The 14206-nt window shown below is 40.4% G+C and carries 12 protein-coding genes; 2 read left to right on the top strand and 10 right to left on the bottom strand.

What is annotated here, in order from left to right:
- Positions 1–83: 83 nt before the first annotated feature.
- The 4 genes from porK to SAE01_RS15935 form a co-directional block, all read right to left on the bottom strand.
- Positions 84–1367: a T9SS ring complex lipoprotein PorK/GldK gene (porK, locus tag SAE01_RS15950; RefSeq protein WP_147204790.1), complete on the bottom strand. Its 1284-nt coding sequence runs from the start codon at positions 1365–1367 to the stop codon at positions 84–86.
- 568 nt (positions 1368–1935) lie between these two features.
- Complete coding sequence (locus tag SAE01_RS15945) at positions 1936–2730, bottom strand: uroporphyrinogen-III synthase (RefSeq protein WP_147204789.1); 795 nt, start codon at positions 2728–2730, stop codon at positions 1936–1938.
- Positions 2731–2756: 26 nt separating this feature from the next.
- On the bottom strand, positions 2757–3809 hold the full coding sequence (locus tag SAE01_RS15940; protein ID WP_147204788.1) for a DUF4271 domain-containing protein: 1053 nt from the start codon (positions 3807–3809) through the stop codon (positions 2757–2759).
- Between the two features lie 122 nt (positions 3810–3931).
- Complete coding sequence (locus SAE01_RS15935; RefSeq protein WP_147204787.1) at positions 3932–5725, bottom strand: BamA/TamA family outer membrane protein; 1794 nt, start codon at positions 5723–5725, stop codon at positions 3932–3934.
- A 37-nt stretch (positions 5726–5762) separates the two neighbouring features.
- On the opposite strand from SAE01_RS15935, the gene hemW reads away from it, so the two are divergent.
- Complete coding sequence (hemW, locus tag SAE01_RS15930; RefSeq protein WP_147204786.1) at positions 5763–6887, top strand: radical SAM family heme chaperone HemW; 1125 nt, start codon at positions 5763–5765, stop codon at positions 6885–6887.
- A 198-nt stretch (positions 6888–7085) separates the two neighbouring features.
- Here hemW and SAE01_RS15925 read toward each other — a convergent pair whose 3' ends face one another.
- The 6 genes from SAE01_RS15925 to SAE01_RS15900 form a co-directional block, all read right to left on the bottom strand.
- Positions 7086–8084 (bottom strand): NAD(P)H-dependent glycerol-3-phosphate dehydrogenase, encoded by a 999-nt coding sequence (locus tag SAE01_RS15925; RefSeq protein WP_147204785.1) that lies wholly within the window; start codon positions 8082–8084, stop codon positions 7086–7088.
- 74 nt (positions 8085–8158) lie between these two features.
- Complete coding sequence (locus SAE01_RS15920) at positions 8159–9544, bottom strand: efflux RND transporter periplasmic adaptor subunit (protein ID WP_147204784.1); 1386 nt, start codon at positions 9542–9544, stop codon at positions 8159–8161.
- Between the two features lie 47 nt (positions 9545–9591).
- Positions 9592–11013 carry a TolC family protein gene (locus SAE01_RS15915; RefSeq protein WP_147204783.1) on the bottom strand — a complete coding sequence of 474 codons (1422 nt, stop codon included), beginning with the start codon at positions 11011–11013 and terminating at the stop codon, positions 9592–9594.
- A gap of 292 nt (positions 11014–11305) precedes the next feature.
- On the bottom strand, positions 11306–12484 hold the full coding sequence (locus SAE01_RS15910) for a thiolase family protein (RefSeq protein ID WP_147204782.1): 1179 nt from the start codon (positions 12482–12484) through the stop codon (positions 11306–11308).
- Positions 12485–12583: 99 nt separating this feature from the next.
- Positions 12584–12907, bottom strand: coding sequence for a DUF5615 family PIN-like protein (locus tag SAE01_RS15905; protein WP_147204781.1), 324 nt, complete (start codon positions 12905–12907; stop codon positions 12584–12586).
- A complete protein-coding gene (locus SAE01_RS15900; protein ID WP_147204780.1) occupies positions 12888–13124 on the bottom strand; it encodes a DUF433 domain-containing protein in 237 nt (78 codons plus the stop codon). Before SAE01_RS15900 ends, SAE01_RS15905 begins: the two co-directional genes overlap by 20 nt.
- Positions 13125–13175: 51 nt before the next feature.
- Between SAE01_RS15900 and SAE01_RS15895 the strand changes: the two genes are divergently transcribed.
- Positions 13176–14204, top strand: coding sequence for a quinone-dependent dihydroorotate dehydrogenase (locus SAE01_RS15895; RefSeq protein ID WP_147204779.1), 1029 nt, complete (start codon positions 13176–13178; stop codon positions 14202–14204).
- The last annotated feature ends 2 nt before the right edge of the window (positions 14205–14206 follow it).

Raw genomic sequence — 14206 nt, 5'->3', positions numbered from 1 at the left:
ATTGTATGTAGGAATAGTATTGCTCCTACACACTTAAATTGAAGTAATAAATTTTTAGAAAATTCTCTTTATATGCCCTTGGATTATCTTCTTTTCGAATTTGAAGCCGGAAGATCAATTACACAACGAAAGCCAATATAGGATTTAGAAGTATCCTGGTATTCATAAGAGCGGGTGCCGGTTTGTAAAAAGTAACCAACATCTTTCCAACTTCCTCCACGTAAAACTTTACGCTTCATTCTTGGAGGATCGGTATCTTTTGCATCCCAACGGATATCAGGGTTCATGTCATGCTGGAAGTTATAACTTCCTTCATAATACAGCGAAGTTGTCCATTCCGCAACGTTGCCTGACATATTGTAAAGGCCGTAATCATTAGGCCAATAAGCGTCTGCTCTCACAGTGTAAAAGCCACCATCTTCAGCATAATTACCGCGCCCAGGTTTAAAGTTTGCTAATAAACAACCTTTTTTATTTCTTAAGTAAGGACCTCCCCATGGATAAGGAGATTGCGTACGACCACCTCTTGCAGCGTATTCCCACTCAGCCTCTGTCGGTAAACGAAAGTCACTTTCAACAGCCATTTTCTTTCTTTCAAGATAGCTGTTCATGTAGTTTGTTCTCCATTTGCTAAAGGCTACAGCTTGTTTCCAGTTTACCCCTACTACAGGATAATTTCCAAAAGAGGGATGAGCGAAATAACGCTTAGCCATCGGCTCATTGTAAGAATAAGAGAAATCTCTCATCCAAACCAAAGTGTCAGGATAAACTTTCTCATCATACTTCACAACAAACGAATTTCTAGGCTTTCCCTTATTTTCCAATTTCGCGGCTTCTTTCATATTGAAAGACTCCACTCGGAAAAGTAGCTTTTCAGGGTCAATCTCATTCCTTCCGTACAGTCTATTGTCAGGAGTTAATGTCAGCTTTGAAATTTTTTCCAAAGTTGCTTTATCGCTATATTTTATTGTAGGTACTTTTTTCCAATCAACGGCAAAGCTTCCGTCAACTTCTTTTCCATATCCCAATTCTTTCGCTGTAAGAGAATCTCTTACCCACCAAACAAACTGCCGATATTCATTATTTGTAATTTCTGTAGCATCCATCCAAAAGCCGTTGATGGATACTTGCTTGTTGCGAGCGGTGAAGTTGAAGTTTACGTCCTCGTCACTCGGACCCATATGAAAAGTCCCAGGTGGAACATATACCATACCTATGGGTTTACCCATACTCTTAATGTTTCCATAGGATGCTCCCATTAGCTGTCCATTGTCTAGCATACCTTTGGACTTTCCTTTATTGCCACAACCAATAGATCCGACTGCCAGGGTTGTTAGAGCTGCAAAAGCAAAGAGTTGACTTCTCATTTATAATTAACGATTAATAGGTATAAAGCAAATGTAATAAAATAGTTTACTCAAATTTGTCATAAGATAGCGTATTAGAATTCTTTAACAACGCTAGCTTTGATGTGTTAAAACGAGCCACGTTTCAGTTTATTGTATTTGTTCGTTCTATAAATTATAATTATACAAAAAACTAAGACGCCAGTTCAATAGTAACGAGTAATGTGTAGAAGTCTATCTGATAGGAAGATGTTATGAATTGAAAACAAATGAAGCACAATTTAAAGTACGTTTTCAATATAACCGGTATTTTAACAAACTTTTTGTTTGAACAAATTTGCGTGCTTTTTCCCTAAAATAAAAGAAGAGCAAACACTGGATTTAAACGACGAGATTTGGCCAGTCTTTAGCTTTAATAACGCTTTTTCGTGGTACAAATTGGTTAACCAAGGATGTGATGTAATTGCAGTAATCGGACTTTTTGAAAAAAAACTATTCGAAGTAAAGTGACAAAGTCACGAAGACTTGAATGCTTATAAAATGAAATGAGAGAAAACGTCAATTGCTCTTACTGATAATTAAAACGGACTTATTTCTTTTTTGCTTCGGCAGACAAAAACTGTTCTAGAGCCGCAACCATGCTAGGGGACTGTGGCGCCGGAGCCTTTATTTCTAAAGTTAATCCAGCATCTTCTACAGCTTTACCTGTGTTGTTGCCAAATGCGCCTATAAGCGTGTTGTTTTGTTTAAAAGTTGGGATATTATCAAAAAGACTCCTAACTCCACTTGGAGTAAAGAAGCAGATCACGTCGTACTCCGACTCCATTATTTGGCTTATTTCGTTGCTTACAGTGCGGTACATAAAAGCAAGGGCAAATTCACACTTGTTGTTCTTAAGCCAATTCACAATTTCATTATCCTGCTGGTTCTCGCTACACACATAAAGGAATTTTTCGTTCTCTTTATGCTTGTTAATCACGTCGAACATACTCTTATTAGTGCCGTCTGCCCCATAAAAAACTTTTCGTTTCCTATAAAGGATAAACTTTTGCAGATACAAGGCAACTGCCTCAGTGATGCAAAAATATTTTGTATCCTGGCTAATACTAATCTTCATTTCGTCACAAATACGAAAGAAGTGATCGATCGCATTCCGGCTGGTGAAAATGACAGCAGAATAATAAGAAATGTCTATTTTTTGTTTGCGGAAGTCTTTTGACGGAATGCCTTCTAACTTAATAAAAGGATGAAAAACAAGGTCAATATTGTATTTCCTGGCAAGCTCAAAATAGGGTGACCTGTCGTTTTCAGGTTTAGGTTGAGTAATCAGGATTTTTTTCATAGTGTTACCGGCATTGCCGGATGTAGCCCCGTTTTTAAACATGCGTTATCTGCTCTAATTGTGCAAAATTAAAGACTCTTGTTCAAATAAAGCATTAACGTCTTGTAAATGAGTAAAAGGGGGGTTATTTCAAAAGCTAATACGTAAAAGAAAAAATGTAATGGGCTTACTTTTACTTCCCTCCGTACCGGGTTATAGGACACAACGTAGCGATAAAAAAACAAAAGCATGATAAGCAATATGGAGAGTGTAATGGAAATATTTTTAATATTTGACTGGGAAAAAGCAATAACAAGGGTAAAAGGAATAAGAATGACACCGAGTATTTTATTGATTAGGTAGACAGCAAAAATGTAGGAGCTAGTAGCTTCTTTGACATTAAAAACCCATCCTGCAAAGCTTAAGAATATAAACTTCCCTGTGTACAAAATAGCCAATGAAATAGCACTGTACGACAACAGTAACCAAAAGTTAATAGTAACTATTTCATAGTATACAAAAAGAAAAGAAATATAGGCAGCTACGGAAAGTATAAAAAATAGATTTAGCAATAACGAAGGCAGGTTGCCTTGCTGAAGTTGTTCGCGGGTTTGCTTCTGCCGGAAGGATGGCTGAAAGAATAACCTAAACAAATTTTGAAAATACTTGCTAAAAAGAAGTTTTATAAAGGCGAGAAAAAACAATAGTCCCAAAAGAAGATAAAAGACTTCGTCTTTTGAAATTCTTTGCCGTTCATTAATAACAAGATAAATCGGTTTTGATTTGGATCTTAAAAACGGATTGTCTAACAACTTCCTGTAAAAAGTATCTATTGGACGTTTGACAATTATGGGCTTAACAATTGCTCTAGTGGTTTCTGCAATGGCGGTACGATTACTGTCGGTAATAGGAGCAACAATAGAGTCTTTTCTAAATGTTGTATCAGCGTTGCGCAAGCTGTCAGCAAATCGTTTCCTTCTTAAAGAGTCCAACGAAATTCTTCTTTTCGGTGGTTTTGGTTTTACTACCGGCTTTACGGTTGCTGCTGTATCTGGCTGCTCCTTCGGCAATGTCGTATCAGTTTGAGCAAAAGCAGTGAAACCGGCAAAAAAAAGAAGTAGTATGAAAATTATTTTTTTCAATCAACAGGATTAGTGGGCAAAAATATCTTAGTGAGTCGACAGCGAAAAATATTACTTGGCTGATAAAAGGTCGCTCTATTTAGCAATTTGAAGGCATATCCAAAGTAAACTCTATTATCTTTTTAAAAAATACTTACATATCCAAAATGGATCTTCGACTGTTTTATGTCGAAGTTGAGATCATTGCGTTTTCCGACCGCATAACTGATATTAAAAATTCCGCCCTTAGTTTGGAAGGATAGTCCGCCTCCAAACCCGGCATAGCTGTTTGATTGTTTTCGAATACTATTATTGCTAACGCCAAAATCAGAGAATACAAAGAAGTTTGAATTTAAACCGATCAGGTACCGGTACTCGATAGTACCTACAGCAAATCGATTTGCATAAATACTTTCTTCATCAAAGCCCCGAAGTAAGCGATAGCCCCCAATCTGAAATAGCTCATTTCTAAAGTAACTAGGGCTTTCGTACCAACCGGCATTGAAACCTGTTTTTAGCACGGTTTGCTTACCCGTTTTGAAAAAGTGTGCTCCTTTAACGGTAAGCCTAAGTTGAAATGTTTTCAACTTAATAGAGTCATATAACCGGTTATAGTTGAAAGAAGTATCCTTTATCTGGGTAATGAGGTTGTTCTTTTTTATCGTCTTATTTCCGGCCGAAGCAAAAATTGTTAACTCATTGCCTCTCCGTGGATTGAAGCGATAATCGGTGTTCGAAACATCGTAATTAATACCCAGGTTCAAAGAGCTAACGTCTCCGATATCGGGTAATTGCTTACGCGCCTTCACACTAAATGTATCTACCTGCAGTATGTTGGTCTGCTGCGTTTGGAGCACTACCTTGCCAGTTTGGTTTGGCGACAACATGTACAACAAACCTATTTGCCCATTTATATTCAAAAAGCTAGAATCCCTCTTATTTAATTCAAAGAGAAAATCAACGCCAAAAGGGGAATTGAACATATAGGGCTGGGTAAATTGAAGATGAAGTTTTGGCGACTTAGGCTGGATCTGCTGCCAAACCAATCCTACACTTTCGCCCCCTCCAAAAGCATTTTGTAGCTGTAGGTTAGCATCTACTGTCAATAATAACTTCCCCCCAAGTTGCTGGTTTGATGGAAGAAAGCCCGCCAGTACATTTATCTGGTTACTTTTCTTTTGTTGCAAATAGAGGTTAACCAGGCTGCCGGTGTTCAACATTGTTACGTCCCATGGTTGCGATTGTTCCAGGTAAGGAAGTTCCAATAAGCGCTGGTCTATTTTCTTAAACTTGGTTTTATTATAAAGAGACCCTCTTTCTATATTAAGATAACGGTGAATAAAGTTTCGTGAAATTTTTGCAGGCCCATACATTCTTATACTATCTACCCGGTAGGGAAAGCCTTTTTCTACGTTCAGTACTGCCTGTATTTCGTTCCCCATTATAGCAACACTGTCAAGAGAAACTTTGGCAAATGGATACCCAATGTCCTCAAAGAAATCCAGCAACTTATCATTCATCATTCTATATTCGGAAAACTGGATAAGCCGCTTCTTCAAGCTTTTGTCATCCCATCCTGTTTGCTGAACATACGGCTTGTCCTGGTCACGAACTCGAAGGTTAAGCGATTTATACTGCTCACCCACAAACAGGTAAATAACTGTTTGATCACCAGCAACATTGAGACTGTCAACAGACGAAGAGATGTATCCCTTTGATTGCAAGAGCGCAGGAAGATTAACGACGTATTGATTGCATTCCAACTCGCTTAGAAAGGATGTTTTTATGCCAAGATTGCCAGTTACGAAAATGCTGTCTTTATCAATTGGATGAACAACAAGACGATAATTACCTTGAGCTTTTAAAGCGCCAGAACCGATCACACACATTAACACGCTTATCACTACAGTCACTCTATATCTGGTTAACTTTGCCATCTTTAATTAAACAATTTTACAAAAGTTCCGGCTTAACATGGCAGGTGTTTATATTCATATCCCTTTTTGCAAGAAAGCCTGTCACTATTGCAACTTCCATTTCTCCACTTCAAAAGGTTTACAGGAAAGTTTTATAACGGCTCTTCTGCAAGAGATCGACTTGCGAAAAGATTACGTGACTGAACCCGTTTCTACCATTTATTTTGGAGGAGGCACGCCTTCTATTCTGCCATCTAGCGAAATTGATGCGGTGCTAAGCCAGCTGTCGAAAACATTTACGATAGAACCTGGCGCTGAAATTACACTCGAAGCAAATCCTGATGACATTACCCCGGAAAAGCTGCAGGAATGGAAACAGATCGGCATCAATAGGTTAAGCATCGGAATACAATCTTTTTTTGAAGAAGATCTCGCGTGGATGAATCGGGCTCACAATGCTGAACAAGCTCAAAATTGTATCCACCTTGCACAGGACGCTGGCTTCTTCAATCTAACTATCGATCTGATCTATGGTACTCCAACCTTGAGCGACGAACACTGGAAAAAAAACGTAGACACGGCGATTGCTTTACAAATCCCCCACCTTTCCTGCTATGCTCTTACGGTAGAGCCTGCAACTGCACTCGACAAACTAATTCGTCAAAAAAAGTTAGCGGATATTGATACAGAAAAGCAGGCCAGGCACTTCGAGCAACTGATGGAATGGATGAAAGCGAGTGGGTACGACCACTACGAAATTTCAAACTTTGCAAAACCGGGCTTTAAAAGTAAGCACAACAGTAGTTACTGGCAGGCAAAACAATATATTGGGCTTGGCCCATCAGCTCATTCTTTTAATGGTCGTAGTCGCCAATGGAATATTGCAAACAACGCTTTATATATTCAAAGCTTAGCTCAAGGCACTATACCGGCTGAAGAAGAAGTATTAAGTAGCGAGCAGCAGCTGAATGAATATATCATGACGAGCCTTCGAACTATGGAAGGTATCTCTTTGAACAAATTGCTGGCAGATTTTGGAAAAGACAAATATGACACGGTTTTGAAGACTGCCCATTCGCATCTTACAAGTCAACACCTTGCTTTGGAAAACAATTTTCTGAAAACAACTGCGAGCGGCAAACTATTAGCAGACGGTATAGCCGCCGATCTGTTTATTCTCTAATTATTGTCCAAGCCATCCAACTCATTCCGGCATTGTTGTGTCACTCACTTGTACCCTACATCTTTATTGGGCTTTTCAGCAGTTGTCGTAAACGGGGAACCTCCAGTTCTACGTGGAAAAAAGCCGATAAGAATTACAACTGATAAAGGGATTGCGACGCAACGATGACGCTATGAGAACAATTGCTGGTATGAACATTTACAGCAGGATTTCTTCAATTCTTCTAAAGCCTTCTTCAGCCGGAACGTGCTCCCACAGAATCTGGTAAATGGTTTTTGCAATAGGCATGTTCGCACCAACTGACTGGTTAGTTTTAAACATACACTTGCTGGCATTGTAACCTTCTGCAACCATATTCAGCTCCAGTTGGGCGGAACGTACTGAATATCCTTTTCCCAACATATTTCCAAAAGTTCGATTTCGACTGTAGAGGCTATAACAGGTAACCAACAAGTCGCCAAGGTAAACGGACGAAGCGTAGTTTACCTGGTTGCAGACCTCGTTGCCAACGACCTTTTTTAGAAACGAAACCATCTCATCTGCGGCATTCGCAATGTAGACACTTAGGAAGTTGTCGCCATACTCAAGGCCGTGCGCGATGCCGGCACCAAGTGCATAAATGTTTTTTAAGACTGCGGCATACTGCACCCCGATGACGTCGTGATTAACAACCGTGTTTAAATACTCAGTATGAAAGTGGGCGCCGATACGCTTAGTCATGTCCTCATCAACCCCAGAGAAAGTCAGGTAAGAAAGCTTTTCGGACGCCACCTCTTCAGCATGACAAGGTCCGAGCACAGTGAAGTAGGCGGCTATTTCGACCTTAAACCTATCGTGCATGTAGTCGTTCAGCAACTGGTTGCAGCTAGGCAAAATTCCCTTTATAGCAGATATTACCTTTTTTCCTTCAAAGCTATCGGCAGGAAGATTCTCAAAAGCGCTTTCAACAAACGCTGAAGGAATTGCTATGACCAAAACGTCTGAGGCATCAATTACTTCAGCAATGTCGTTTTGTAGAGTAAGTAAAGAAGTATTGAAATAGGCCGAACTAAGGTAGTGGGGATTGTGCCTTCTTTGGAGTATCTGTGTAATAGTACCGGTATTACGAATCCACCAATTGATTTTATTGTTGTTGTCGGTGAGGATTTTTGCAAGAGCTGTTGCCCAGCTTCCGCTGCCTAAAATTCCAAATTGCATTAATGAGCTTTAAATATTAGACAAACATACAAAAGACGGTTAATTATCGCTTCTTAGGCAGCAGCGCTTCATGTTTATTCTTTCGCTTTATCACCCTCAAAAAGTTGTTCTTTAGGAACTACTTTTACTTTGTCGCCTTCTTTCAGCGTTTTACTAACAACATTATAGGGACCGGTAATCACCTCCTCACCGCCTACCAGTCCGCCTAAGATTTCTATATAATTAATGTCCTGAATGTCTGTTCTTACTTTAACCTTTTTTACGGTTGTTTTGTCTGGTTGCAATAAAAATACAACCTCCTCAATTTCATCAGCATTGTTAACAGGAGTTGAAGAAGAGCTGTTCTCTCCGGTACTACTACTTTCCTTACCCGGCTTGGCTTTATCGCTATTCTTGTCCCTGGTGGTTACTGCATTAATGGGAACGGCCAAAACATTTACATGAGTTTTTGTCTGGATGTCTGCACTGGCATTCATGCCCGGTCTGAAAGGAGAACTTCCACCTTTGCGCTCTTTCATCAAGTCCTGGTAACTTTCAGGAAGCAGGCGGATGCGCACTTCGTAATTGGTAACATCAGTACTTGAAGCAGCCTGGTTGGCGGACGCAGCTGTCGTATTGCTGCTTGCAATCTTTGTTACTATTCCACGGAACTTGCGGTTTGCATAAGCGTCTACTTCAATCAAAGCGCTATCATCTAAGTGTACTTTAGGTATATCGTTTTCACCCACGTTTACGCGAACCTCCATTACCCTCATGTCAGCTACCCGGAGCATTTCGGTTCCCGCCATCTGCGCTGTACCCACTACCCTTTCACCTTTTTTAACTGCCAACAAGCTTACCACCCCATCCATAGGAGCAATTAGGGTTGCTCTGCCTACATCTTTATTTGCTCTCATCAATTGAGCGCGCGCACTTTGCACAGAAGCTTGTGTGCCTTTAATTCCCTCTACGGCTGCATTGTAGTTTGCCCTTGCTGTTTTAAACGTCTGGTCTGCCTGTTCAAATTCTGCCCTTGAAATGACCTTATCATCCAACAATTGTTTTTGTCTTTTATACGTTACTTCTGCCTGGTCTAGTGTTGCTTTAAGCGCTCCTAATTGTGCCTGTGAGTTTGACACTTGTGCCTGTGATTGGGTAACGACTGCGGCAGCCTGGTCTCTTTGACTATTATAAATATCGGCGTAAATACGTGCTAACACCTGGCCCCTGCGTACACTGTCTCCTTCCGCAACATTTAGCTGAACAATCTCTCCACTGATATCAGGACTCACCTTTACTTCTACTTCAGGGTACACTTTGCCGCTTACGTTTACTGTCTCAATGATAGTTCGCTTGCCCACCTTTTCGGTAGTTACTTTAATACCCGGAGTCTCTCCTATTACACCCTTCTTTTTTAAAACCAATACTATTAAAATAAGCAAAATCAGTCCACCAATTATTAATATCAGTTTTTTATTCATACCTGGAAGTTTGTGTTATTAAGGGTTGGGATAAGCACTAAGCTTAATTATAATTTTATTCCTTGTCCTTTGTAGAACTCAAGGACTTTCATTTTAAAAACATAATCGTATCGACTGCTAATCTCATCGATTTGAGCAAGATAAAGATTATTCTGAGTGATTATAAAATCAAGGGTGCCGAGCAGGCCGATGTCGTATCTTTTTTTAGAGATGTCAAATGCTTTTTGAGAATACTCAACAGTTCTATGAGCGGCGTTATATTTTTGAAATGAGGAGAATGCGTCCTGGTATGCATTGTATATGTTAGTCTTTAAATTCAGATTCTCCTGTTCGTCCTGCAGTTGCAATTGCACTACGTTTACCTTCGCCCGTTCCCATTGAGTACGGGATGTGTAAGCATTGAAGATTGAAAAATTAACACTTAAACCTATACTTTGACCAAAGTTCTTGCTCAGCTGCCTGAATAAAGGAATACCTACTGTGCCCAATTGCCTTACCGATGGTGCAAACACTTTATATTGGGTAGTACCTATCGTAACAAAAGCGTTTGTTGAGTCAGGCGGAGCAAAAGCCATCACCGGGTATTTTGCATTAACAGCGCGGGTATTCATTCCACCGAAAGCGGAAAGACTGGGATACATTAAACCCCTTGCGGCCTTCGCCTCCTTTTGAGCTGCTTCAATTCTTAGCTTGTACATTTTCTGAATTGGCTGGGTAGCTACCGCTAACTGGTATACCGCGGCCGGTTGCAAGTCAGCAATGTTTTCAACAGGTATACTTTCAACCGCCGGAGATTGAATATCAAAAGGCAGAGAAAAGTCATAATTCATATAAGCCTTTAAGTTGATCAGGGCCTGCTGTTCAAGCGCCTGCGCCTGCAACAAACCTGAACTGTCTTTTGCCAGTTGCGCCTCCAATTGAATCGCGTTTAGTTCAGGCTGACTTCCAGCGTTTACCAGCTTACGTGTATTTCCTAACTGCGACCTTGACTGATTTAATTGCACTTCGCTTATTCTCGCCTGTTCACGACGCAGCATTACTTGTAAAAAAGCATTGGCGACAGCTAACGAGATATCGTTGTGTGCCTTGTCAATTCCGATTTCGTCAGCTTGCGCATACAGCTTATTTGCAGCGATGCTGTTTCTCCTGGCATTCCAATTAAAGATGTTGTAGCTCGCCTGCAGATTAGCGCTTCCCGAAATGAAGCTTGAGCTTACTAACGTGCCGGTTGTGGGATCCTCTGTCAGACCATGTTGGTAACCGGTACTCACTCCACCACCAACGTTAGGATAAAGGGTCATTTGGCTTTGCAAAGACGATAACCTGGTAAGCCGCGCCTGTACATCTGACTGCTTTATAGATACATTATTTTTTATTGCGTACTCCACACACTGTTGCAAGCTCCATTTCTCCTGCCCATAAGAAAGCAAGCTGCACAGAACAATAAAAACGACCATTCGATATTTCATGAAAGAAATAATAATTAATTACTCAATAAATCTTTTACACCTGAAACGAGCCCATCAAAATCGCCCAAAAGTTATCGGATTTAAAATAAAAATTTCAAATCTTTTTAAAAAGACCCCTTTTTTGTTCCAAACATTCGTTCTTCTATGACGCACCTGTTGCGACGCATTTCGTTCGTCTGTGCTAACTCTATTCAACTTTTTTCCGTGTCTGACTTATTTGCCAATTCTGGCTTTATAGTTAAAAAAGCTTCGTTGTTGGCGAAGCTTTTTTGTGAGGAACGGGTACGTTAGTTTAGTCAATATTTTCGATGATTCCTGCAATGCCTTGTCCTCCGCCTACACAAGCAGTAACGAGCCCAAATTTCTTTTTGAGCCGTTTCATGTCTTGTAAAATTTGTACAGTCAATTTACTTCCTGTACATCCTAAAGGATGACCGAGCGCAATGGCCCCTCCATTTATGTTTACTATTTCGGGATTTAAATTTAACTCCCTTATCACGGCTACAGCCTGCGACGCAAAAGCTTCATTCAATTCAACAAGGTCTATTTCGCTTTGCGCCATCCCTGCAGACTTTAATACTTTCGGAACAGCTGCTACAGGTCCAATACCCATTAGCCTCGGATTTACACCGGCATTTGAACAAGCCACTAATCGACCAATCGGTTTCAGTCCCAATTCATTCATCATTTTTTCGCCCATCACAATTACGAAACTTGCTCCGTCACTGGTTTGTGAGGAGTTGCCTGCCGTAACTACTCCTCCGGCGGCAAAGACTGGTTTTAATTTTGTCAGGGCGTCGATACTGGTGTCTGCGCGGGGACCTTCGTCAGTGTCAACAGTATACGCCTTCTTCTGTTTTTTACCTTTTTCATCCAGGTAAACTTGCTCCACACTTATGGGTAAAATTCCCGTTTTAAAAAACCCGCTCGAAATAGCTCTTATCGCTTTTTGATGCGACTCGTAACTATACTGATCCTGCTCCTGCCGGGTAACATTGTATTCTTTCGCCACAGCTTCTGCAGTCAGGCCCATATTCAAATAATAATCTGGCTCGTCAGAAGCGATAGAAAATGCAGGCACCGTTTTCCATCCTGCCGTTGGAACCATACTCATACTTTCCACTCCACCTGCAATAATGCAGTCAGCTATTCCCGTTCTTATTTTTGCTGTAGCAATAGAGATTGTTTCCAGCCCGCTTGCGCAATACCTGTTAACTGTCATACCCGGAGTATCATGGCCTAAAGCTCTTGCAGCAATGATGCGCCCAACCTGCAATCCCTGCTCTGCTTCCGGAACTGCATTTCCTACAATTACATCATCGACCATTTTTGCTTCCAGCTGTGGAACGGAAGCCATTAACCCTTTGATAACCTCTATTGCGAGATCATCAGGTCTTGTAAAACGAAACCCACCTTTTTTACTTTTCGTGACTGCAGTTCGGTATCCTGCAACTATATAAGCTTCCTGCATATTTAAAAAATTATGTCTTCCAAATGTAATAAGAATAAAAGTAGTTCTTTGACAACCTGAAGCATGTTGTATCACTTCAATCGTTAACCTGTTACTTTTCTACTTTAGAACAATTACTTTGTCTATCGGGTTGGTCTCTAAGACGGCAAGCAGTGGTCTAATAAGCGGCCGTAAATTTTGATATTTGTTAATTACGACATTCAATACGACAATTATAAAGGAGAACTTTAATACGTTTTGTTGAAATTGGAGGTTAGTATCAGTTGTTACAAAAACTTCGAAATCGTTTGCTTCAACTAGCTTCATCAAAGCTCCATTTTTTATTCCTAACCAACCCCGATCTCTAACAGTAAACACTTGATGTCTCAAACCAAAGTCATTTTTCAAACTCACGGGCAGATTTTCATCTAGCAGAATTTTCATCTAGTAGAATTTTTTCTGAAACAACTACCCTACCCGCAAATTGAAGAACATCTAATGCCTGTTTTTCTTGCACTGAAGGAAAATCTTGTAAAAAATCCTTTAAACTTTCGCCCGTGCCGATGTAATCAAATAGTGTTTTTACTGCCACCCTGGTACCCTTGAAGACAGGCGTTCCACTTAAGATTTCAGGATCAATATTTATAGCATCGACTTGCATATTTATTCTCTTTTACCAAATTTAAACATTTTCCAACATTACCTTCGCAGCATGTATTCTCTGTTACGCAATTTACTGTTCAACTTCGATGCAGAGGCTGTTCATCACCTTTCAATGAACTCTTTAAAACGCCTAACTAACATCCCTGCTTTTCAAGAAATACTTGCAAAAAACTTCCAGTTCAATCACCCCTCTTTACATAAACAAGTATTTGGTTTACCGTTCAAAAATCCGGTGGGCTTAGGAGCAGGGTTTGATAAAAACGCGCTTTACCTGAAAGAACTCGAAACTATAGGATTTGGATTTATTGAAATCGGAACGGTTACTCCATTACCTCAAGCGGGAAACGACAAACCCCGGTTGTTTCGCCTGCATAAAGATGAAGCTATCGTAAACAGGATGGGTTTTAATAATGATGGGGTAAAAGCAGTTGCTGCAAGACTACGGTCGGCAAAAAGAAACATTATTATAGGTGGAAACATTGGCAAAAATAAGGCTACCGCAAACGAAGATGCCTGGAAGGACTATGAAATCTGTATGAACGAGTTGTTTGATTGCATAGACTACTTTGTTGTAAATGTTAGTTCTCCCAACACACCGGGTTTAAGGGAATTACAGGAGAAATCTTCTTTAAAGAAAATATTAAGTCAGCTACAAAACATCAACCAGGGACGTATAAACACAAAGCCCTTGCTGTTGAAAATTGCCCCTGATCTTACCGTTGGCCAATTGGATGATATAATCGAGTTGGCGCAGGAAGTTAAGTTGAGCGGGCTTGTAGCAACGAACACTACTATCAGTCGTGAAGGCTTGCGAACAGAAGAAGAAAAGGTAAGTGAGATTGGTATGGGCGGGCTGAGCGGCAAACCGCTAAAGCAAAAATCTACTCAAATAGTTCAGTACGTTAGTAAGCAGACAAATGGCAGGCTTCCGGTTATTGGAAGCGGTGGAATTTTTACCCCAGAAGACGCGAGAGAAAAGCTGGCTGCAGGCGCATCGCTTATACAGGTTTGGACCGGTTTTATTTATGAGGGTCCGGCTATAGTAAAACGCATTTGTGAAGACCTTGCAAGAAAATAAGC

This window comes from Segetibacter aerophilus (assembly GCF_007991655.1).
GTDB lineage: Bacteria > Bacteroidota > Bacteroidia > Chitinophagales > Chitinophagaceae > Segetibacter > Segetibacter aerophilus.
The sequence above is the reverse complement of the archived record's forward strand: the minus strand, read 5'-3'. Positions and strand labels throughout refer to the sequence as shown.